Origin of the sequence: Bradyrhizobium tropiciagri, from assembly GCF_001189845.1 — a bacterium.
In the GTDB taxonomy this organism is placed as follows: Bacteria; Pseudomonadota; Alphaproteobacteria; order Rhizobiales; family Xanthobacteraceae; genus Bradyrhizobium; species Bradyrhizobium tropiciagri.
On the sequence record NZ_LFLZ01000010.1, the window covers coordinates 79,196 to 101,032 of the forward strand.

Genomic DNA, 21,837 nt, shown 5'->3' on the forward strand with positions numbered 1-21,837 from the left:
TCCAGATCATCAGCACCGCCCTGCGGCCGGTGAGACCAGAAGGAGCTTGGCTTGCTGGCCTTGCAGCGGCGCTATTCGGCGGGTCCTATCTTGAAATGGTCATACCTTATTGGCGACAGCCGTGGCTGCGGAGAGTTGAAGCGCATGACCTGGCCTGGCGCCAGGTATGTCGCTCTGCAACCGCTAGGACACGAGGTAGATGACCAGCAGAGTGCTTGACGACTCGCATCATGGCGAGGCACGGGCGATTAGATTGGCTTGAAGCGAGCGGCGAGCTGAGCTCAAATGGATGCGTTGTCACCCACCGAGACGCAAAGTCTGGTTCAGACTGCCGTCGAATTCGTCGTTGCGGCCGGACTTGGCGCGGCCCGGGCGCTTGGCATTATGCTGGTTCATCCGGTATTCACCCGGCCGCACATTAGCGGGATGATCCGCGCAAGCGCGACGGTTGTGATTGGATTGCCTTGCTTGATGCAAATCAAGAGCGGCTTGCAGACGCTGGATCCCGGCACCCGTATGATTGCGGTCGCGCTCCTCGGCGTGAAAGAGATATTTATCGGCCTATTATTCGGCTTTCTGCTCAGCATACCACTTTGGAGCATCCAAGCGGTTGGTGACATCATTGATACCCAGCGCGGCATCTCAAGCCAGGTAGACGATCCTGCGACGCGCAGTCAAACCTCCGCAATGGGGCTCTTTCTCGGAACTGCGGCGGTTACGATCTTCGTTGTATCGGGGGGCCTGCAGACAATGGTCAGGTGCCTCTACGGAAGTTATCTGATCTGGCCCGTGTATCGACTGCTACCGCCCCTGACCGAGCAGGGGGCAATGGAGTTTATCAAGCTTCTCGACCATATCATGCATACGACCCTCGTGGTCGCCGGGCCCGTGCTGGCTCTGCTGCTTCTGATTGACGTATCCCTCATGCTGCTCGGGCGCTTTGCGCCGCAAATCAAGCTGAACGATCTTTCTCCGACTATCAAGAATGCCGCCTTTGGCATCATCATGGTGAGCTACGCCGTCTTCCTGATCGAATATATGGGAGCCGAGATCGTTCAGTTCGACGGTGTGCTGGAGTGGCTCGAGAAGTTCTTGAAATGAACGACACGAGTGAAGAGAAAAAGCTTCCACCAAGTCACAAGAAGCTGAGGGACGCGCGTAAGAAAGGGCAGAGCCCGCGCAGCGCCGACTTTGTGACCGCGGCAAGCCTTTGCGCTGGTTTCGGCTGCCTGTGCCTCAGGGCGGGCCCGATCGTAGACGCATGGCGCGAAGCCGTGCGGCTCATCGACAAGCTGCAGGGCCGGCCGTTCAACAGCGCCGTCGGGCAGGCGTTGGTCGGATTGATGGACCTTTCTATGGCAGCCGTAGCTCCCATCCTGGGTGCGGCGTTGGTTGCGGCCATCTTGGCCGGCGTCTTGGCCAACGGCGGGTTGACGATTTCCGTCGAGCCGTTGAAACCCAGTTTTGAGAAATTGGATCCGGTCAAAGGGCTGAAGCGGATTGTCTCCCAGCGCTCGCTTGTCGAGCTTGGAAAGTCCCTCGTCAAAGTATTGGTTCTTGGTGCCACGTTCCTCTTCACTGTGCTCGCAGGTTGGAGGGCACTGGTCTATTTGCCGGTGTGCGATTTAAGCTGCCTTGGTTTTGTCTTTAACGAGCTGAAAGTACTGATAACGATTGCTGCCGGCGCCTTTTTGATTGGTGGGCTGGCCGATCTGCTCATTCAGCGTTGGTTATTCCTGCGCGACATGCGCATGACGCAGAGCGAGGCCAAGCGCGAGTCCAAGGAACAGGATGGTAATCCGCACATCAAGGGTGAACACCGCAGGATCCGTCGCGAGTCGGCGAACGAGTCTCCGCTCGGCATCCACCGGGCAACATTGATACTGAGTGGACCGGCGACGGTGATTGGGCTGCGCTACGTTCGGGGCGAGACAGGCGTCCCGGTGCTGGTGTGCCGCGGTGAAGGCGCGGTGGCGTCACAGTTACTGGCGCAGGCGCGGGCCCAGCGTCTGAGCATTGTCGAGGATCATGTGTTGGCGCGGCAGCTGATCCGCAAAGGTGCGATGGGCAAGGCCGTTCCGATGGATTGTTTCGAGAGAGTCGCAAAGGCGGTGTTTGCCGCCGGCCTTGTATAGCGTCGATACGCTCAGACCTTCGGGCAAAGACCCTATTGTCGCAGAACCTGGTACAAGCTGCGCGATCCAAAAACAACGGCCGAGCAAAGACAGGACTCCAGGAGCCTCGTCGGCTCATCGCAAGACTGATATGGAAACCAGAGTGTCCAGCGTCGTTCGTCCTGCCCGGATGTTGCGAGCCGCTTATTGGGTTTCTGGCGCCCCCCTGTTTTGGGTTCCATCCTCCAAATTGCTGCGATTGCCGGTCGCCGCGGGCCCACGAGCAGTGATGGGAAGCACTGCACGATCACCGCTGGTCGGCATGACGGCGCCATTGCCTAGCAGGTCGCCAGGATCGTTGACCATGATTGCGAGGTTATTGCGGACTGAGCAGCCAAGCGTTGGATCGAACGAATTGTCGCCTAGAGAAGGGCCGGTGACAGCGAGCGGCGGACAGACGGCAGGATGTGCCTCGTAGGTAATTGCCTCGATCCGGACCCCGAAATGTGCGGGTAGATCGACGGGAGAGGCGGACAGGCGGATATTGTAGGGGGCAATGCCCATCGCGCGCGCCTCATGGGCAACCTGCGCTACGAGCCGCGGTGAGCCGGCGACGTCGAGTTGGAGTGCATCGCGCCGGCCGCGGCTGGCATTCGCAATGAAATCCCGCAGGCCGTACCTCTCGTTGCGACGAAGATTTTGAAGCAGCAGGACACTGGTCTTCTGCTCCACCCGAGCCGCTTGTCCAGCCGGTCCGGAAGAAATCGCAGCACTATTTGCACATCCGCCAAGGGCCGCCGCAACTGGGATCAAAAGACATAGGTGTCGCAAGGTCATTGGCAGTCCTCATTCAATGATAAAGCCGGCACCGACGGTTGCACCCGATCTGGCCGTGGCGGGCGCCGCCTCACGGCCCTTCGATGAACCAGCCAGCGTATTCGTCAGGGTGCGCCCTGCGTCCGAAGGCGGCCCGATGCGATCAGTTGGAGCGCTCATCTTGGCTGGGCTAGATCCCGGTCGGACGATGTAGGGAGTGACAATGATGACCAGTTCGGTCTCCTGCTTCTGAAATGAAGAGGAGCGAAACAGCACACCAAGGATCGGAACATCGCCTAACCAAGGAAAAGTGCCGATGTCGGTACTGAAATTGCGCCTGATGAGCCCCCCAATGGCGAAGCTTTGACCGCTGGCAAGCTCGACGACAGTACTGGCACGACGCGTGGAGAGGCCGGGCACCGATATTCCGTTGACGCTGACCTCGCCTTCTTTCGACAGTTCGCTGACTTCAGGCTTCACATGGATATTGATCTGATTATTGCTGAGGACGGTTGGGACGAACTCCAGGCTGATTCCGAATTGTCGGAATTGGACCGAGACTTGCCGGTTGTCCTGCATCACCGGAATCGGAAATTCGCCACCTGCCAGAAAACTTGCGGATTCCCCGGACATGGCGGTCAGGTTCGGTTCAGCCAGGATCGAGGCGAGGTGCTCGCTGGCGAGTGCGTCGAGAACAGCGCTCAGGTTGGTATTGCCAGCGCTGTACCCGATGCCGATCGTGCCGCCGCCGCGGGCCGGCCCGGAACCGCCACTTTTTCCGGTGGCAAGGAAAGCGCCGTTCGGACCGGAAGCCGTGAAGTTGATATTGAGGTCCTTGACGGCACTGCGGGAGACTTCTGCCACCCGCACACTCAGATTCACCTGCAGCGAACCTGCCACCTGAATCTTGTTGACGACCAGCGCACCCGGACCGAGAAACTGCTCAGTCACCTTCCTGGCCGTCTCGACGATATCGGCGTTGGGAGCCGTACCGCCAAGGATTGCGCCGCGTGGGGTATAGCTGACCTGGATCGGATAATCGCCGATCTCAGCCTTCAGCGTGGCACGCAGGTCCTCGATCGGCTGGGTGACAACGACGCGCAGCTCGGCGAGAGCCTCGCCGTTTTCGTTCAAGGCGAACAGGCTGGTTCGTCCGGATTTTTTGCCAAATACGAATATCGTGCTGCTCGATGGCGCCTGATAGTCGGCGATCGCCGGGTCGGCAACAAAAATGCTCGCTGCCGGCGCGCTCAGATGAACCGTCTTGCCCTGTGAGGAGGTGAGGTTGAGCGTGCCGGTGGTGCTGCCAGGCGCCGCACGTGGCGGCTCTCCTTTGCCGTCCCGTTTTGTCTCGGCTGCGCCGGCAAGCGGAAATAGCAGAGCAAGTCCGCACAGGACGTAGCACAAGCGGGGCAGAGCGGCAGAGCGTTGCGCGATCATGACCATCGGCAGATTGGCGCCGGCAGCATTCTTGACGACCTTCAAGGGATTGTTGCTTTCAAGTTAGATTGCTAGGCAGCCGATGCCGCGCCGACGAGTTCAAGAGTGTAGCCGACCCCGCGCGCGGTCTTGATCCTGAGCGTCGCACCGGCCTGGTTCAAATGCGCGCGTAAGCGATAGATCCCGACTTCCAGCGCGTTGGTCGAGACCTCGTCGTCAAACGCATACAAGCTATCTTCCAGCGATGTGCGCGGCACGGTGCGGCCGGCGCGGTTGAGCAGATGTTCGAGAATGCACACTTCGCGCCGCGCAATTCTCAGTATCCGGCCGCCAACCGAGACTTGCCTTGCGATCGGGTCGAAATGCAGATTGCCAAATGTCACCACCGGCGCCGTCATTTGCGTCGATCGTCGCAGGATGGCTCGCATGCGGGCGATGAGTTCGTCGATAGACACGGGCTTGGGCAGGAAATCATCCGCACCTGCATTAAAAGTTGCAATTCGGCGGCTGAGATCATTGAGACTACTCATCATCATCGCCGGCATTGATCGTCCCTCGCGCCGCAAATGCTTCAGCCAATCCAGTCCGTCTCCGTCGGGCAAGACAGATTCGAGCAGGACCATGTGGTAGTTCGCGCATTCCAGCGCGGCCGACGCCTCATCCAGTGTGCGCGTCACATCAACGGCGAAGCCGCAATTCAAGAGCGCTTCCTTCACGGCGCGGCCAAAGTCCGCATGATGATCAACCAGGAGAATTCGCATTCATTGCCTCTCGTCCATCCTCGGCAGGACTTGAGCGTGTCACGGTTGACCATGTGGCTCGGTGGGCGGCCGCTTTGACGTGAATTCGAAAAGTCGGAAATGCCAGGATGGAGCATAGCGGCAGGCGATCAATGTCTGCCGGTCTGTCGTCATCGGATAGGCGGCCTGCCGCGCATCGCGTCCGCCGGCGACACCGCTCAAAAGACCCTGCATGTCGGCAAGAGCTCCGCGATTTCCAACAAGGTTGAGAGCCTTGGCAGCGCGCTGATGCATCTGTGGGCCGAGGCCGCCGCCTGCAGGAGCGATTGCGCCAAACCGCGCGAGTGAAACGAAATCGCAGGCGAGAGCGGCTGAATTGGCCGAACAGACTAGCGAAGCTGACATTTGGAAACTCCCCCAATTCGTCTTAATCCGCGGTCGGTCCTGCTAGGCTGTTGAGCCTGTAGTGTCGTCAAGCCACGACAATGCAAGGTTTTTCGCGTTTTTAAGACAGTTCATGCGCTGTGCATCTGGCCGATATGCTGGAAGAAGCCGAGATGCACGACGAAAGATCAATACGCCTGTCGGCTGGATAGACATCCTCTCGTTGGCCGGTGATTGCCGCGCAAGGTGCCAACCGTCCAGAAGTGCGGTCGCGCCGGAGTCCTCCCATGCCGCCGCGGAGCGAATGCTGCGAACGAAGGAGGAATCGAGTCCGGCGTTGCGAGCGCGCATCGCCTGAGGTGGTTACGCAGGCTCCGTGTCGTCACACGGGGTAAACCACGAAACAATGATCTGATCTCGGACTCGGCGTGTGACTGGCATGGACAAAATTGCGACTGCCCGCGTTCTTCTCGCCCGCTGGATCCTGGCCTGGCTACGCGTGGGGCGCGTCGTCCTCCGCTGGGCGCAGAAGCGATGCACGATGTACGCTCTGAAGAGAAGCCATCGAGCAGTGTAACGAGGCGGAGCGGCCGTGCATTGAGTTTTTGAGACGTTCGCAATTCTTGCTACCTGTCAGGAAGAGTTCACGCGAGCGGGCTCTGTCGCGAGACTGTCGGAAATCCTACAATCTGACGCTAGGTGAGATTCAAGTGCCTTTGACGACTGCTTGTAGCGGTGCCATCAGGCTCGAAAGCCTTGTGAGATAACGGCGACACAGTTTGGACCAGACCATCGACCTGCGCATGGCGGTCTTGCGCTATCCAGGTCGTGAGCATTTCGCCGTCCGATCAAGCTTAGCGCCAGAGCCGTGGATGTGCACGAAGAGCCAGTCGTTCGTGCCAGGCTTTGGGCAAAGCCATGACATCACAATCGGAGGATCGACGGATCCGCCTCATGCGTGGCAATATTGCGGGAAGACCGGGGCGGGTATGCGTTCACGTGACGGGCATGGGCTAATAGCCGAGATGCCGACGAGCGATCGCGCGAGCCAATTTGATCATCAAGGAACTGAGGAGAGAATCGATTGCCAGACGTCATTTTGAATGCTGCCTCCATAGATCGCGGTCGACTATGAGGGGCTTAGGTGTGACCAGCAAAATCGATTGTTTTGATGGAACACATCCAGGTGACGGATCGGCCCCGCTGCAACAGTATCGCCTGTCGCAGACGAGTGAATAGCTGAAGCGATCGCGGCCAAAGCGTTGATCGCGCGTTCAATGTCAGGTCGAGCTAGCTAAAAAGGGCGATGCGTCGCGTTCAGAGGTTTACCTCATCACGCCTCCGGCCACGCGTGATGGCCACTAACAAATTGATGCCGTGCGATGTCGGCACAGCCAAGATACCAGGATGCCCCGAACGGCCAGCTTCTCCCGACCGTCGTAGTGCGACTTTCCCTCTCGGAGCCCTCAACCGCCCGTAGCGCATTGCGTAGGGGGCTGCCCCGTTCGATCGGCGAGTTGATCCGACATCGGTCGCGCCACGCCCTATGCTCAAACTGTTACGCGTGAGGTGTGCCGTGCTCCAGGTCTACCTTGAGGTGGTTGTCTTGGTGCATGAACCCAAACGAACCTGCTAAATGGCGCGGTCGACAGAGTATCTATGCATTACTCCCGCGCTTGTAGGGATTTGCTTCGATGGCGGTCCGGTAGTTCTCCAAATTGCCGCCCAGGAACAGGCGCTCAGTCTCTCGGGTTGGAGTTCTGCCGAGTGAGCACATCAAATCGACGTCCCCGTCGATGTGGTCCGGATTGTCGGCATTCATTTCAAGACCGATGCTGCTCAGCACGTCGTCAGGCGTCCAGACCGCGGACTTCGGTACCGTGTAGGTGTGCAGCGCGTCCGCATTGTTGGCGATCGCTCTCGCCCAAGTATCGCGCGAACGGCGAGTTTTTCGGGATCCTCGGCCAACGATACGAAGGCAGATGTGGTCGTCTGGCCGCGCATATGCCAGCCAGCTTGGCGCGCCCGGTCCAGAGGATAGCGCTCTAGCGGGTAAACAACGGAAGAGTGATCCCGAGCCGTGTTACGGACATGCGATATTGCGCTTGTGTTTTCTTCCTTGCGCGGCTTGCAATCGCTGTTCTAATTCTAAAAGCGCCGCAGTGTGACATATGACGAGCCAGCCACGTCCTCGAATACGCGGTCCCGATCGACGGGAGGTGCGGTCGCCAGGTGACCAACGTGCCGATTTCTGCTCGGCAAGGTTGATCTCGTTCTGGACCGATTCAAGAGTGGCACCTGTAAGTGTTGCGACAAGTTGGGCGCGCGCGCTGACAAATGATGTGGCTGGAGAGCAACCGGCTTCCGGGGCCGCCTGGTTCGACGCAGACGACGACGTGCCGGTTGTGGAGCTTGCCACTGACGAGACTGAATCCGACCTTGGCAAAACCGAATCCATTGAGGTCCAGGTCATCCAGCTGCTGCTCAAAGCTTGCTTGATTCTCGGAACTGTGTGTGGGGTGCGCTGGTCTGGGCGCTAAGCTCGTCTGATTGCCTGTCGATCCGGCTCGGCTGCTGCAGCACATCGTGAACCTCGAATGGAGTGTCGGCGGCATTCCGGGGATCAACATTCATTTCAGTCTCCATTCGAGTGCCGGCTATTGGCGCAGACTATTGCAGGCGCAGCTTTCGAGAAGCTGACGGACCAGGAAGGAAGCCATTTGCCTTGGCCTTTGAGGGGAGCCGGATGGATTTGGTCAGTGAGGCGATCGTCAGCCAGAAGGAAGACGCGCAAAGCCAGGGATCACAAGTCGGCGCTGTCTTGTGCTCTCTGTCGTTGCTGTTTCGAATGGGCCGAGATCGGGTCCCTTGACTGAGCTCGTTCGGACCGCCGCGGCAGGTTCGTTCCACCACCTCTTTGCGGGTACGCCCTCTGGGGCAGCAGTCCTTGCCCGGCTATCACATGGACAAGCTGGCGGATGCGACGGGCCGCCGTGTTCTTTTCAAGTCGTTTGCTTACAAAGATGCAAGAACGGCATCCTCTCGGCCGTCGGACCTGCAATGGACGAGCGCGACCGGTTACCGCTTTTTTGGTTTCCAAGCGACCGACGCTCGATCAAATCGTTCTAGTCGATTTCGCACGGGCGCGAGCCGCTTTAGCAAACCTGACCTACGAGGTTGTGACGTCGGAATAGCCGTTACAACCACTTGCGCCTAGTTGCGGCAAATTGTCTTTGTCGCAGGCACGCTTGATGTCCTAAATCCGCCAATCGGCTTACACGGCGTCTTGCAACGTGCGATCTGTGGTACTTATCGAGGGAGAAGAGCGTATGAAGTGTACTGGCAAAGGACTGGCGATCGTATTGTCCTTGCTTTCAACCGTAGGCGTGAGCACGATGGCGAGAGCCGATGAGCCCTCGCCGAAATACACCGAGGTGCTCCATGCCCTGCAGACCGGCAAGAATGTGAAGCTCGTACTGGACATGAGCCGCTGTACAGCCGCGGAGGGTGGCAAAGCTGCGTCGGCAACTCAGGCTGGTCTGGTCATCAATGCCTTCAGGGTGACTCCCCAGAACGGCATTAGCTTCGCCAATGCCCACCAAACGGTGGACAGCTCCGGACATGCCGTGACCGAGTACATCCGCCACAGCCTCAGCCGCGAAGGCAGGCTCACGGTGCGGGCTTCGAAGCTTGTCGTCGGGACCACCGAACTCGTGAACCAGGGCGAATTCATCTGCGAACTGCCGGATGGCGCTAAGTTCATCTGGTAAACGAAGAGAACAGCGCAGGGGGACGCGCTTCGAAACCTTGATCCTTTAACCGTGCAAACACCTTCGCAGGTCATGACGGATGGTTTCGATCGTGAGAGACGGCCAGATTGTTTCTGGCCGTCTTTTCCTGAAGCGCATCGAGTGCACGAACTTGCTGTCTCAGGGTACCGTATGACGGCCATCGATCCTCATTGAACCTCAGTTATCGGAAGATCGGCGGTTCCGGCTATCCTCATATTGTTCGGAGACAGGCCTATCATTTGAACATTCCAGACGGGTCTTTCCAAAGTACGTCCGCACCTGATCTGCGATCCTGTGAGGATTCAACCCGATCAAGCTGCTGGCCCGCGATGATGACGCTTACTCCTCGGCCGCCCGACAATGCGCTCGTATCATGCATCCCGCGTCTTTTTGGTCCTTTCATCTGAGAGTTTCGTGCTTCCAAATGTGGTCACAGTGATTGAACCATCCCGCTCAAGATCGTGCCGCGACTGCCGCGGTGGGTTTGCACGCCGCTTAAGCTGTCGTTTGGACGCAATTCTTGATTTTTCAGTTTTCCTTTTGGGGTAACGATTCAGCGCAGACTTCCACGCTGAACCGTCATGCCCAGCCCACTGAGACCGGGGGGCGCACGCAGGGACGACGCTGCCGAGGGGATCACTCAGCCTGCACAAGCGCAGCGCGGAAGGCTGGGGAGACGGCCGCGGCGAGCGCAACGGTCCTCGTGGGCGCTGGGGGCGGAGCCCCTCGCGAGGGGGCTAATCGAAGGCCGGACGGGAGGCTCGGCGCGCGTCGAGCCAAGTCGGCGAAGCAGACGCGCCAACTCGATAGATTACTTATTCGACTAAGGCAAACACAACACGGCGCCGATCGACCTCGTCAAGAGTTGAGAGCCAGTCATCCCCTTTTTGGCGATGAAAGAAAGGAAAGAAATGATTCTCCTCGGACTGGAACGATCTGTTTGTTAGAGTCGATCTCCGCACGCGATACGCTCATTAAGTTGTCCAAAATTCGACGAATGAAAATTATCCCAATTGAGTATCAGTGCATCTCTCTCGTATGCACGTGCCGGCGACGTTAAACGGCCGTCGTTGTCGGAAGATTCTGAAGACGCCTGAGATAGAAAGCACAATCACCAATGGCCAGACTGCTATTGAGATGATTGGAACGCAGGTTGTGTGTCTAAGAGTGACCGCAACCAGCTTGGAGCAGGAATTTTTTACGAACCAGACGGACTAAACTAACCATGAGGGAGCCCAGCGCTGTTGCAGGGGTGCCGATTTAAAGCGCCGCGAAAACAGAAGGCTTTTTGATCCACGAGCGACGTCGCTCGCGTGGTTGCGGAAACGGCAGCATCAAGATGAGTCCGCTGCGGACAAGCTCTACTGCTAGGATAGAGACCTTAGTATGTCGGGAAGCAGACAAACCCAACTCAAACGTCATCCAAACTGTCGACTATTGCTTGGCACGAAGAATGCACACCCCTAGCCATGCCTAGGGGCTTTCCGGGCATGGCTACCATCGCAAGTTGCGGCCGTGGCTAGCCACTGAAGTTAGCGGTACGTAACATAAGGCAGACGGCGTCTGCTCGGCCGATTCCGGCGGGCGTCTTGTCACGTCGCCGCTAACTTTCAACGGCGTGAATAGCGGGCTTGTAGTACGGTTAGAGCAGAATGAACAGGACGCGCTGGAGAGGGCGCGAAAGACCTCGGAAAATGAACGCAGAGAACAACTTCGCGGCCCGGCTCCTTGACGCCGGACGCCTAGCAGCAATCGCGCGTACACGTGGCCTGAAGGCGGATGTTTCATACTACGTCGACGAGGCGCTCAAGGAGCTTTGGCGGACCAGATCACCGGAAGAAGCAAAAGCGATCGCAGAGCGTTGGGTCTTATGGGACGCAAGGGGAAAGCCTTGGCCGCGCATGCCCCCACTGGAAAACGTCGTCCCGTTCAAACGGACCGCCGCGGCCGAGATGCCGAGGACGCCCTTGCAAGCAATCCGCGAATGGTTCGAAAAACAAGATGAGGACGTACGATGTGAAATCGCTGGCATGGCGGCGCTTTTGATTTTCGAAGGCGGCAATCTTCTCGACTTCAGCAACAAGGAATGGTGCGACCATTTGCGCCGATGGCTCAGTGAGACGGGATTACCAAACCATAAGGTCATCGGCCGTGCTCTGACGTTTCGCACCTGTTTCGAGTATTTCTCGGGGAGCAGGTTCACCGAAGCGGCGTGGATGCGATCCAAAGAGGCAGCCGTGAAAATCCTTGCAGATGCTGGCCTTGACCCAACCTCCGAAGCTGCGAGTCTCGCACCTATTGCCCAAAAAGTGCTGGAGAACTTGCCCGCGCGAAAATGCCGCTGGATCGAAGTAGGCAAGTCCTGGAGCAAACTCGTCGATACCAGACTTGCACCCTGGGTCCTCAGGGGTTGGAACGCCTTGCATATGGAATAAGATCAAAGCCAGCGCTTGAATGTGTGCTCGGCGCGGCGCCCTAATACAGTAAGCTGACGGAGTCGTCATCCGTCTCGAAAAACTGAGCCAACACCTGGGGGACAAACGACAGAATACAAACCAGACCGCCCACAGCGAAGAGAGGAAGCGCCGCGCAGAATGCGACGTTGTAACCGAGTGGCAAGCTGGCCTGTCTCGTTAGCAGGTCGATCGTGCCGATGATCCAAAGCGAGGAGAACGTAAGAAGGGCGGCATTCTTGGTTTCGGCGAACTTGACGAAATCGATGGTTCGGACAAGTTGCATGGAGAGCGTCTTCTCGAAGGCTTCTTCTTGATCGTATCCTTCATGAGCGTTCTACCATCGGCTCGATCAAAGAATAGCTGGTTACTTCTGCCGCCTGCTGCGCCTTTCTTCAGGATGCCGAGTGCAACGAGTTCATCAATATCTCTCGAAGCCGTCGCTTGGGAAAAGCGCATTGGCGCCAAGATCGACGCGTTGCCGCTCAAGGATATCGAAATCAAGGAGTATGTCCGGGACACCAACCTTGCCAACCTCTCGACGAACATCGCCTACCGCGTGGACGGCGTCCATCTCTATGCCGACATTCTCATATGAAGGACACGTTGGCCGTCACCGACGTTGAAGGCGAAGCTGTCCACGGGCGTCTTTGAAAGTCTTCTCCGCGCTCGCGGAGACAAGTTTGCCGAGCTCTCCTCTGATGCGCTTGCGGTTTTAAGTTCTCTGAAAGCAAACGATTAGATGTAGTTTCGCGGCCTGAATAGCCGTGCAAGGTGCCAACGAGCACCTCACTCAGTCCAATTGCGGCCGATGAAACAGAAGAATGCGGCCTCCGGGTAGGCTTTCGGCCGCGTAGGGCTGACCGTGGATCAAAAAACAGGTCATGGGGACGCCCTGGCTCGGCAGAAGGCCCAGGTCTTGGAGCATGTCGATCACGAGAGGCGGCGATCCTTGAGCTCTCCTAAGGGCTGGTCCCCGGTCGTGCATTCGCCGAAGCGCGACTTTCATCCGCCTTCTGGCACTAGTCCAGCTGGTGCGGCGCGCTTCCATCGGTATGGCCATTCTCACAGCGCGCGGGCAGGGCTCCTACATTCCGGCTCCGCTTTGGCAAATTCACACGTCCTGCAAAGCAGAAAGCCATCCGTACCGTTCATGCGGTCGGCGATTTCGCTAAATATCCGGCCTTCGAACAGATCTTCGTACTCGTCGCGCAAAAGATTCCCAAGGACATGACGCCGCTCAAAATCCATGCAGCACAAAGTAACATCGCCGTTTGGAAGAAGGACATTCCGATGCTGCTGTTTCCCATTGCATGTCAGAGTGCCGGCGATCGGCTGCCGGGAGGTGATCATTCTCAGATCTATACGTCCTCGCCTGCTACTCAGCGGCCGCAAGCGTTGTAGCTTTTTTTCGGGGACTACGTCGGCTAGATCAGGATGGATTTTACCCAGGACCACCAATTGAATTGAGGGAATGTTTGCCTCAATCAGTCGGCGCATGACATTGATGTAGTTTTTTCCGACGAGGCGGCTGTTCATATAGGTGCCGTCGTCGGGTACGTGAACGACGAAAGTCTTGAACCGGAGCACTTGCAAGCGCCGAACGTCAGTTCCGTTCATTCCAACAAGGGTAGTGAAGATCCGGACATCGTGGCCGCGTGCGTAAGCATGCTCAACCATCGTGCTGCAATGCGGATGCAACCAGGGCTCCGAATATCCGGCAAAACTAATGCCGGTAGCTGTCGGTACGCGTGAGAGACATCGCTTGAAATCCTGAACGCCCAGATGCTTGGCTTGGGATACGAGCCTTTGGCGATCTGCAAACTTGTCCTGGGAGCAATAAGAACATCTGACGATGCAGCCGGTGGTCGTGGTTATTTCCAATACTTTGCTACCAGGTTCGGCCGCGCGCAGATTCTGCAACGTCGTCGGGTATGCCGTCATTCTCTTTGATCCTTTCAGGTGGAACTGCCGGAAGGAGAGCAAGGGGCGGTCGGCAATGCGCCGGGTTCGACAACGCGCTTGCTGAACGTGGCACCGATCTCTCGGGGTCGAATACCGCTTTCTACGTGCTGACTGCGCACAGTACCGTTCGCTGTCACTGACATCCTCGTCTAGCTTTCGCGTGAGCCGGGTGCCAGGCCTGGCCTCCTCGTCGCAATGGTCTGCGAAGAGCTTGCCGAGCAGCGGCGATGCTGATCAGAAGCTGACCGAGCGAAAGGGCTATTTGGAGTTCTGCCTATGACGGTGCCAGGGTCCGGACCATCCTTTTTACTTGTCGCGCAAGCCATCGTCCTTGCGAACGGTTCCGCGGCCATGAACTGGGTGGATAGCGATTGAGCATCGTAGCCTCGGAGACGATCGTCCTCGAGAGCTCCTGTCTCGTTCAGTTGCTGGGCTGCCCGCCAGGATGTTGGATCAAGCAGGCGTTTGTCGGGTCGAACAGAACATTTGCGTACCCTCGGTGGTGCTGCGGCTAAGTGGTGTCATGGAGGGTGAGCAGCGCTAATGATTGTCGCCGCGCGCGCTGCGGCCCAAAAATAGCTTCAATGCGGCCGTGAGGAGCCAAAGAGGTTCGCATTTGAAATCTTCAAGACCTGGAAAGCTGTGGTGGCATGTCAGCTATTTGATTTCGAGCTGCGATATAGCCGAACATGCCAGCGTTGCCGTGATGGTTCTAAGGTCCACTGGATTGGATCGACTTGGAAAGTCAATGCGATCTGTCCTGCCAGAAATGGTAGGAGAGGCCGGCTCGCGCTTTGAGATACTCTGTTGGAGCGAGGACATGCTCGCAGCCAACACATCAGGGCGGTCGTGGAGAGCGACTATGCGGACCCGTATGCTCTCGAATGAACAAAATCTGCGGAGACTATCATGAAAGCGAGATCGGCACGTAGAGCCGATGAGGCGTCGAGTATCCCGCTGAGCAAGCTGGATGTTAGCGAAGCCAAGCGATTTCAGGATGATAGCATATGGGGGTACTTCGAGCGGTTGCGAAGGGAGGATCCAGTTCACTACTGCCAAGACAGCTGCTATGGCCCCTATTGGTCCGTCACGAAGTACCGCGATATTGTCGCGGTGGATACAAACCATAAGGCATTCTCGTCAGAACAGGGTGTCACGATCGTCGATGTGCCTGACGAGCACTGGACCCCGAGCTTCATTAAGATGGGTCCTCCAAAACACGCCGGGCAGCGCAATACCGTAAGTCCGATAGTTGCACCGGATAACCTGGCGAAGTTTGAAAGCCTGATCCGCTCGCGGGTCAGGGTGATTCTGGACGGGTTGCCGCGCAATGATCCGTTCAATTGGGTGAATATGGTCTCGATCGAGCTGACGACGCAGATGCTTGCCACGCTCTTCGACTTTCCCTTCGAAGACCGACGGCTCCTGACCTATTGGTCAGATGTAGCTGTTACAGCTCCGAGAGCCGGCCATGCCATCGACAGCTGGGAAAAGCGAAGGACAATCCTGTCCGGATGTCTTGAGTATTTCACGCGACTTTGGAACGAGCGCATTAATGCCGAGCCGCGCCTGGACCTGATTTCTTTGATGGCACATTCGCCCGACACGCGCCATATGAAGCCGGATGAGTTTCTCGGCAATCTGATCCTGCTGATTGTCGGAGGCAATGACACCACCCGCAACTCGATGACCGGCGGCGTCTTATTCATGAATCAGTACCCCGGCGAGCTGCGAAAACTGCGCGATAACCCTGCGCTCGTGTCGAGCGCCGTGTCGGAGATTATTCGATACCAGACACCAATCGCCCATATGCGCCGCACCGCGGCGGCAGATTGCATTCTGGGTGGCAAGCAGATCAGCAAGGGCGACAAGGTCGTCATGTGGTATATCTCTGGCAACCGGGATGAAGAAGTCATCGAGAATGGCGACAGCTTTGTGATCGACCGCAAGAATGTGCGGCAGCATCTATCGTTCGGATTTGGTATCCATCGGTGCGTTGGTCGGCATCTTGCACAACTGCAGTTGAATATCCTCTGGGACGAAATATTGCGTGCAGGGCTAGACGTAAGCGTTGTCGGCGAACCCGAGCGAATCGCATCTAATTTCGTGCACGGCTATTCCTCACTCCCAGTGCGGATTGCAGCCTAGTCCCTGATCGCGTCGGCGGCAGGCGGCACGCGGTGCGGTTGGGCTCGTCTTGAACCGCATTCGTTGACGCCGCTAGCGAAAGCGGCTTGCAATCGCTGCATGTCGCGAGCCGGTCGGCAATCAGGCAGGCGTTGACGAGCCCGCGTAAGGAGCGACAGGTGAGCCGGCCCGGCGCCGTGCAGGCGCCGGACAAGCGAAAAAGCAACGCCAACGGTGCCCTCCAATTCCCCATATCCGGGCCGCCATGGACAGCCGATGAGCTTGATATTGAAGATTGTAGCGGTGGCAGCGATTTTCCTTGGAGAAGCGATTTCGATCATCGCCGAGTTGATTGCCTCAAGGCGGTTTGGAAAGGCCGGCGGGGATGTGACAATGCTCCTGCCGATGTTTCTCCTGATATCTTTCGGTGGCATCCTTCTCGTTTTCGGATACGCGCTGGGCTACATGCATCTGAAGAATATCTGGATCATTGTCGCAATATCGGTGGGAGCTATTCTGGTGGTGGAGCCGATACTCACTCTTCTCCTCTTTAGAGACGTTCCGACGACCGGTTCGCTGATCGGGTTGATGCTCGGTGCGCTTGGTACGCTCGCTGCCGTATGTCTATGAGGCTGATCTGACTGAGCCTGGATGGGTACCAGCTTCGCCGAGATGTAGTTGCAAAAGACCTGCGCGCCGTCGGTTCTGCTCGCTTCGGCCGGGGCTAATGTTGTTGCTGATCGGCTTTCTACGCTTCATCAGGGGCGGTGCGTGGTCGCTGGCTTCGTAAACTCTTCTCGAAGCCTCCTTGCCGGATAGTGAGACGCGTGCGGGGCGGCCGTAGGTCTTGATCAATCGTCGCTGGCCAATTTCTGCCTGACCACAGCGTTGCCTGGTGTTCTCCAGCATTTGGATGGCTTCGTCCAGTTCGTGTGCACTGGTCAGGAGGCAGGATGATCACGGATCGCCTCGCGGCCGGTACTGTCGCATTCGGCAAAGCAGATCACGACCAGGACAGGTCACTCCGCGGTCATGTGCTTCAGCTGACTATCCGGCAACACACGCGGTCATCCCCGCACTTCAGCAACACAGGAGCTGCGACGGGAAATGAAACCACAGGCGACATACGCTTTTTTGCGCATCCCTGGAGACCGCTCTTGGTCAGCTACTCGTCAGCCAAGCGGTCTATCCAGACAGGCTGCACATCGTCGACTTAATCGGAGATAAAGCATGACGGGCATTGGCCGATCCGGGAAATCGCATGTTGGGGCGGCAGCAGCCGACAGCACCGGGGAACTCGGCGTCGTCCCGGGGGAACGCAGTCAATCCTTCGACGCCGTCGTGGAACGGATGCGCTCCGGGCCGGAGGAGCGGGCCGTGCCGCTCGCGAGCCAGCCACCAGATTCAGATGTGGTGGCGCCAACGCGGCACGAGATCAGAGCAGCAAAGCAAAGATTGGAGAGTCTCCTTGAGGAGCTTGAAACTTGTCGTCAAGCGGCCATGCGCGCCCGGGACTTGCCCGAGGCGCAAGAGCTGATCGACCAAGTCGTCAGGGCAGGCTCAGCAGCTCTGGACTACTACGCCGATCTGCCCCCAAATTTGGCGCGTCGCATTCTGCCCGACGATCGGGCCCGCCTTCTCCGCGATGACGTGCTTGACGCAGCCACCCAATGTAACACCGTGGCCAGGCAGATTGTTGACCAACTGGAGAAGAAGAGAACAGAAGCGTTGAGATGCCTCGAGAGGTTGAAAGGCACCGCAACGCCCCACCAGCTGAGCCGCTCGGTTGCAAGCGTGGCGGAACATTATGCGGCCCACATGGAGTGGTGGGGAAAGAAGACACTGCGCTTGGAGCGGATGCAATCCGTCTGCGCAGCTACTGCGGACTTGCCAAGCGCTACGCCCGCGATGCGCAAGGCCGAAGAGGACGCATTAAGGCTGCATACCGGCCATGCGCTCAATACGAAGTGCATGTATCTGCAAACCCGCATAGCTCTCGCGGAGCTCTTGATTGACTCGCAAGCGAGCACGTTGGAACCAGACGCGCACGAATCCCTCATGGACGAGAACGGGCGGGTGCGTCTGCTCGGGACCTTCATCGAAGATGTTTTTCCAGCATTCGTCTCGACCGGCCATGCCGTTCTGAACAGCAACGGGGCACCGCTCGACGCCGAGCATCGCGCCGTTCTGGAAGGTGTCATGGAGCGGCTTTCGGAATTCGCTTCAGGGGTGAGTTCCATGGTTGCCACGCTGAGGGAAGCCGGATCAGGAGCTGACCTTCCGTTGCAGTTGCTGGACCAGATCGTTGAAAGTGCGTGGCTTACGGCGAACGAAGTCATGCGGTTGCTGGCAGTGCAGCCAAAGTTGGCAGCCACAATTGAACCGCCGGCTTGGGCTGCGCTGCCGGAAAATACCGCCATGGTGGGCGAAAGCGGCAGAGCGCGCAGAAAGGGTAAAGGAAGGCGCGCAGCGGCCGCAGGCGAGGGGAGTTCGACGGCGCGCCCGCCCGAGCCGCAACTCGCCAGGCCCGATGCGGCCACGGCCCCGACCGGCAAGGTTATCGTGCTCTCGGACCTCGGTACCAAAAAACTCGCGACCGCGGAGGAGGCACGCGCGAGCGCGTCAACCTCTGCTACCGAGCACCTCCAGATGTGGCAGGCTCCGCCCTCCAGGAAAGCGCTGGCGGGATTACTCGAGCGACTGGACGAGCTGGTGCAATTCGATCTGCCGGCTCAGCAAAGTGCCATCTCGCAAGCGCGCCAGATGAAGCCCGAGGACGCCGACCACGTCTTGGATCTCGTCAGTAAGCGCTTGCAGACACAGGCTGCCGAGATTGAGGCCTGTGTAGTCGCGCTGGAGGAGCCTCGCCGCCGGGGCCTGCTCACGCCGGTGCAAGTGCCCGAAGTGCACGAAAAAATATTTCGGCTCAAGGCGATGCGGTCCGAGGTGCAGGGGCAGGCAAACTCATTGAGCGTGCGAAAGGCGGCAATCACGAGCGATTGCATGAAGACCTATGCGTTTCCGTCGCAAAGGTACCTTGAACAATTGCGGGCGGCGGGGGAATTGGCGCCAGTCGATCCACCGCGCGCCTTGCAGGGAGAGCCAGGGAAGCTGTTCGAGGTCAAGCTGCAGCCCAAGGCGCTGAGCAGTGGTGCGAGGCCAAGCCCGATGTGGGTGCACATCCATACCAAGCGGCCGGTACATGCCTGGCAATTGCCAATGCTGGGGGACCGTGACTTCGCAGCTTGCCACGTGAAGTCCGATGAACAGCGCGGCTATAATCGGCACTGGCAGAACGCTCGAGCCGCCGAGGGGCACAACAACGTCGTGATCCACCGCGGCAAGCTCACACCTGCGTTTTGCAAGTTATTGTTGAGCACCGCAGCTGGCGGCCAGGCGTTGTACCACCTTTCCGATGCTGGGCACGTGTCAGCGCAGATGGGGCGACTGGGAATCTAGTGAGCTTCTTGTCTTGCGGCAGTATGTCGTTCGATGGCAGCTTTCATGCCTCCAGGTCGGCTCGGCGGATTACCTGAGCCGCACCGGGCTCTTCAGGTTCCACCTCCCCAACGGGTGGAGCTCGGAGGAAGAGAACACGCACCAAATCCACGAGAGGCTCGTCGGCCGGAGCGCCGGATCATTTTCGATCACGGGCAAGTAAGCTCTCACATGACGCCATTGGTGGCGCCGAAAGCCAGCCGCTGAGCGCGGCAGCCGGAGAAACATGTGCGTGATCCCGAAGACGATACGGCCGGATGTCGTCGCGCTCGTTGCGAAAGGCCTGCATGTGCGCCGCCAACTGACAAGTAAACCTCCAGAGGGATTGCTTCGGATGGTTGGCATGCCAAAAGAAAACGATGCGCTCTGGTTTGACGAATCGACTTCGCAATGCACAATGAGCCCGCCTGTCCGTTTGCTTCACTTGGATAAGGCGACGAGAGCCGCAGCATCCCGGCCTCCAGGCCCCCAGAAGGTGCTGAGGCTTTTCGTTCTTCCGAGTGTCCCAGCCGGTGAGGGCGGAGCTGCTTCTCTGCAAACACTGATCCTGTGACGGCCACGACCGCGTCGGCGTGGCGGGAAGCTCGTTGTGCTCTGCTGGCCTTTGCGGACTCGAGCGTGGAGCTCTGGCGACTATAACGGGGCCATATTGGCCTATCGGCGAGCGAAATGCCTCGCTTTTCCTCCGACGACAAGTGCGACGAATTTGAAGACGGTACAGATCTCGGCGGACACTTTGATGGTCGACGTGCGCTACCCGACCAACTCCCCCGCTGGCCACTCAGATCAGGCATTATAGATGCCGCAGAACGCTGCTTCCGAGCAGCGCGACAAGAGATGTCGCGCTTTCTCGCACCCTTTAGCCTCAGCCTCTCGTCTCTGACTTTCTGTACGGATTCGATTCGCTAGCGGTCCGATAGTCATCCAGATTCCCGCCCAGAAATAGTACCTCGTGCTCCTCGGTTGGGGTATCGCTCACCCATGCAAGATTGGGTTCATCATTCTCAGTCCCGTCCTCAAGGATACTGACGATCTCTTCGGCCGTCCAGGTGGTGACCCGTGGCACCGTGTAGGTGTGCAACTCGTTCGCGCTTTCCGCAATTGCTTTGCCGCCATACTCGTTGTCATCGTCCGGCGACAGGAGCAGTTGTGAGGCCTCCTCGGACAGTGATACAAAAGGCGAAGAATAAGTGTCCCCTCTCATGTGCGCTGCCGCTGCGCGACCCAGATCAAGTTGTTGGCCTCCCCAAATATTCCAGGGGGCGGCGTCGTAACGCAAAGCCGCCATGGAACGCAGATGGTCCATCGCGCTTTGACGGTCCAGTACATGTGGCTTGCAATGGCTGGCGTGATTTTGAAAGCGCTGCAGCTCAGCGTACGACGATGCCACCACCTCGTCGTAAACGCGGCCACTATCGACGCCGCCGGCTGATGGCCCAGTTGCTTTTGACCATCGTGCCGATTTTTGCGCCGCGAGTTCGATTTCTCTTCTGAGTTCCGCAACGGTTGCGCAGGTCAGCGTCGCGGCAAGCCGAGCGCGCGTCCTGATAAAGGATGCAGCTGCGCACCGTTCGTTCCCCTGAATAGCCTGCGCTCTCAAATTGCCTTTCGTGTCAGTCCGGGACGATCCGGCCCCATCTGATGTTTGGAGGATTGGCTGAGGCTCTCCAAGCCGCTGCTCAAAGTCTGCTTGCCCCGTTTCTTCCTGTTGCGGCTCGACGTAATTCGTAAAAGCCGCAGACGGGCCGATATTGTCAAACGGGTTCATTCCATTTTCCCTTTGGTAGCCTTGTCGATATCAATCGGACAAGTTGATCCAATTTGAGCGAGTCGCGAGGGTCGGAAACCGAGAAGTGCACAAACGGCTATAAAACGGAAGCGGATCTGGTTCTCGACGGGGCGGTATGTTGAGGGGATCCAGCTCCTTCTTCTGTTCCAGATTATGAGCCCATCAAGCCCAGCCTTGTCCGGATAGAGATGGTATCATGCTAGAGGGTTTAGCTGTCGATCAGCTGACGAATTTCATTGCTTGAAGAATATCCAGCCCTTGCGACTGTGCCGGCCGTCCATTGTTCATCGCAGAGCTGACTTTGGCGAGATGGCGCCATCGTCGCTAAATCCGGCAGTGCGAAAGGCCGGCAGACGCAGCCCGGCGGAGGCGCAACGATCCTGAGCTTGAGTTGCGTAAGGAAGGCTGCCGAGGCAGGCTTGCATCGATCGTGAATCGATGTCCCGAAAGTGCCGCTCGAGACGCGGGCTCTGGTCCGAATAGCCGATCTTGTCACAGCCGTCGGGCTCGTGACCGCTTGGGGTTGCGTGGAAGCAGATTGTGCTCTGCAAGGATTCCTGACGGAGCGCGAGGATTCGCGTGGGCACGCAGGGCATTGGTGGCGAACAAGACCCGCGCGGCGCAACTTCGAGCCAGGCATCCGCAACACACGGCGAATAGCTTAAGCTTCCAACGCTAAGGCGCTGCGACCGAGACGTTGAACTGCCAGCCGGACTTGGC

Annotated in this window: 15 protein-coding genes; 8 read left to right on the top strand and 7 right to left on the bottom strand. The window is 58.2% G+C overall.

Going from position 1 to position 21,837, the window contains the following annotated elements; all coding sequences use genetic code 11:
- Positions 1-285 precede the first annotated feature (285 nt).
- Both sctT and AKN84_RS10945 read left to right on the top strand, forming a co-directional pair.
- The gene (gene sctT / locus AKN84_RS10940) at positions 286-1,101 is read left to right on the top strand and encodes a type III secretion system export apparatus subunit SctT (protein ID WP_050420713.1); all 816 of its coding nucleotides are present in this window, start codon (positions 286-288) and stop codon (positions 1,099-1,101) included.
- Positions 1,098-2,135: an EscU/YscU/HrcU family type III secretion system export apparatus switch protein gene (locus AKN84_RS10945; protein WP_050420714.1), complete on the top strand. Its 1,038-nt coding sequence runs from the start codon at positions 1,098-1,100 to the stop codon at positions 2,133-2,135. Before sctT ends, AKN84_RS10945 begins: the two co-directional genes overlap by 4 nt.
- Positions 2,136-2,318: 183 nt before the next feature.
- Here the strand turns inward: AKN84_RS10945 and AKN84_RS10950 are convergent, their stop codons facing one another.
- From AKN84_RS10950 to AKN84_RS48875, 4 genes are all read right to left on the bottom strand, one after another.
- Positions 2,319-2,951, bottom strand: coding sequence for a CpaD family pilus assembly lipoprotein (locus tag AKN84_RS10950; RefSeq protein ID WP_050420715.1), 633 nt, complete (start codon positions 2,949-2,951; stop codon positions 2,319-2,321).
- Between the two features lie 9 nt (positions 2,952-2,960).
- Complete coding sequence (locus tag AKN84_RS10955; RefSeq protein WP_050420716.1) at positions 2,961-4,415, bottom strand: type II and III secretion system protein family protein; 1,455 nt, start codon at positions 4,413-4,415, stop codon at positions 2,961-2,963.
- A gap of 26 nt (positions 4,416-4,441) precedes the next feature.
- Positions 4,442-5,131: a response regulator gene (locus AKN84_RS10960; protein WP_050420717.1), complete on the bottom strand. Its 690-nt coding sequence runs from the start codon at positions 5,129-5,131 to the stop codon at positions 4,442-4,444.
- Between the two features lie 2,020 nt (positions 5,132-7,151).
- Positions 7,152-7,340 carry a hypothetical protein gene (locus AKN84_RS48875; RefSeq protein WP_244485021.1) on the bottom strand — a complete coding sequence of 63 codons (189 nt, stop codon included), beginning with the start codon at positions 7,338-7,340 and terminating at the stop codon, positions 7,152-7,154.
- Positions 7,341-8,823: 1,483 nt separating this feature from the next.
- On the opposite strand from AKN84_RS48875, the gene AKN84_RS10975 reads away from it, so the two are divergent.
- Positions 8,824-9,264 carry a VirK family protein gene (locus tag AKN84_RS10975; RefSeq protein ID WP_050420720.1) on the top strand — a complete coding sequence of 147 codons (441 nt, stop codon included), beginning with the start codon at positions 8,824-8,826 and terminating at the stop codon, positions 9,262-9,264.
- Between the two features lie 1,715 nt (positions 9,265-10,979).
- Positions 10,980-11,720, top strand: a complete 741-nt coding sequence (locus tag AKN84_RS10985; RefSeq protein ID WP_050420722.1) for a hypothetical protein — start codon at positions 10,980-10,982, stop codon at positions 11,718-11,720.
- 40 nt (positions 11,721-11,760) lie between these two features.
- Here the strand turns inward: AKN84_RS10985 and AKN84_RS10990 are convergent, their stop codons facing one another.
- The gene (locus tag AKN84_RS10990) at positions 11,761-12,024 is read right to left on the bottom strand and encodes a Pycsar system effector family protein (RefSeq protein WP_050420723.1); all 264 of its coding nucleotides are present in this window, start codon (positions 12,022-12,024) and stop codon (positions 11,761-11,763) included.
- Between the two features lie 27 nt (positions 12,025-12,051).
- Here AKN84_RS10990 and AKN84_RS44955 point away from each other — a divergent pair, with 27 nt between their 5' ends.
- Positions 12,052-12,336: a hypothetical protein gene (locus AKN84_RS44955; protein WP_193399644.1), complete on the top strand. Its 285-nt coding sequence runs from the start codon at positions 12,052-12,054 to the stop codon at positions 12,334-12,336.
- Positions 12,337-12,803: 467 nt separating this feature from the next.
- On the opposite strand, the gene AKN84_RS11000 is transcribed toward AKN84_RS44955, so the two are convergent.
- Positions 12,804-13,682, bottom strand: coding sequence for a radical SAM/SPASM domain-containing protein (locus AKN84_RS11000; protein ID WP_128970661.1), 879 nt, complete (start codon positions 13,680-13,682; stop codon positions 12,804-12,806).
- 930 nt (positions 13,683-14,612) lie between these two features.
- Between AKN84_RS11000 and AKN84_RS11005 the strand changes: the two genes are divergently transcribed.
- The 3 genes from AKN84_RS11005 to AKN84_RS11015 all read left to right on the top strand — a co-directional run bounded on the left by AKN84_RS11005 (position 14,613) and on the right by AKN84_RS11015 (position 19,289).
- Positions 14,613-15,851, top strand: a complete 1,239-nt coding sequence (locus AKN84_RS11005) for a cytochrome P450 (protein ID WP_050420726.1) — start codon at positions 14,613-14,615, stop codon at positions 15,849-15,851.
- 255 nt (positions 15,852-16,106) lie between these two features.
- Positions 16,107-16,460 carry a hypothetical protein gene (locus tag AKN84_RS11010; RefSeq protein WP_050420727.1) on the top strand — a complete coding sequence of 118 codons (354 nt, stop codon included), beginning with the start codon at positions 16,107-16,109 and terminating at the stop codon, positions 16,458-16,460.
- 600 nt (positions 16,461-17,060) lie between these two features.
- Entirely contained in the window at positions 17,061-19,289 is a 2,229-nt protein-coding gene (locus tag AKN84_RS11015; RefSeq protein WP_050420728.1) for a hypothetical protein, read from the top strand.
- A gap of 904 nt (positions 19,290-20,193) precedes the next feature.
- On the opposite strand, the gene AKN84_RS11025 is transcribed toward AKN84_RS11015, so the two are convergent.
- Positions 20,194-21,096 (bottom strand): hypothetical protein, encoded by a 903-nt coding sequence (locus AKN84_RS11025; protein WP_050420730.1) that lies wholly within the window; start codon positions 21,094-21,096, stop codon positions 20,194-20,196.
- Positions 21,097-21,837 lie beyond the last annotated feature (741 nt).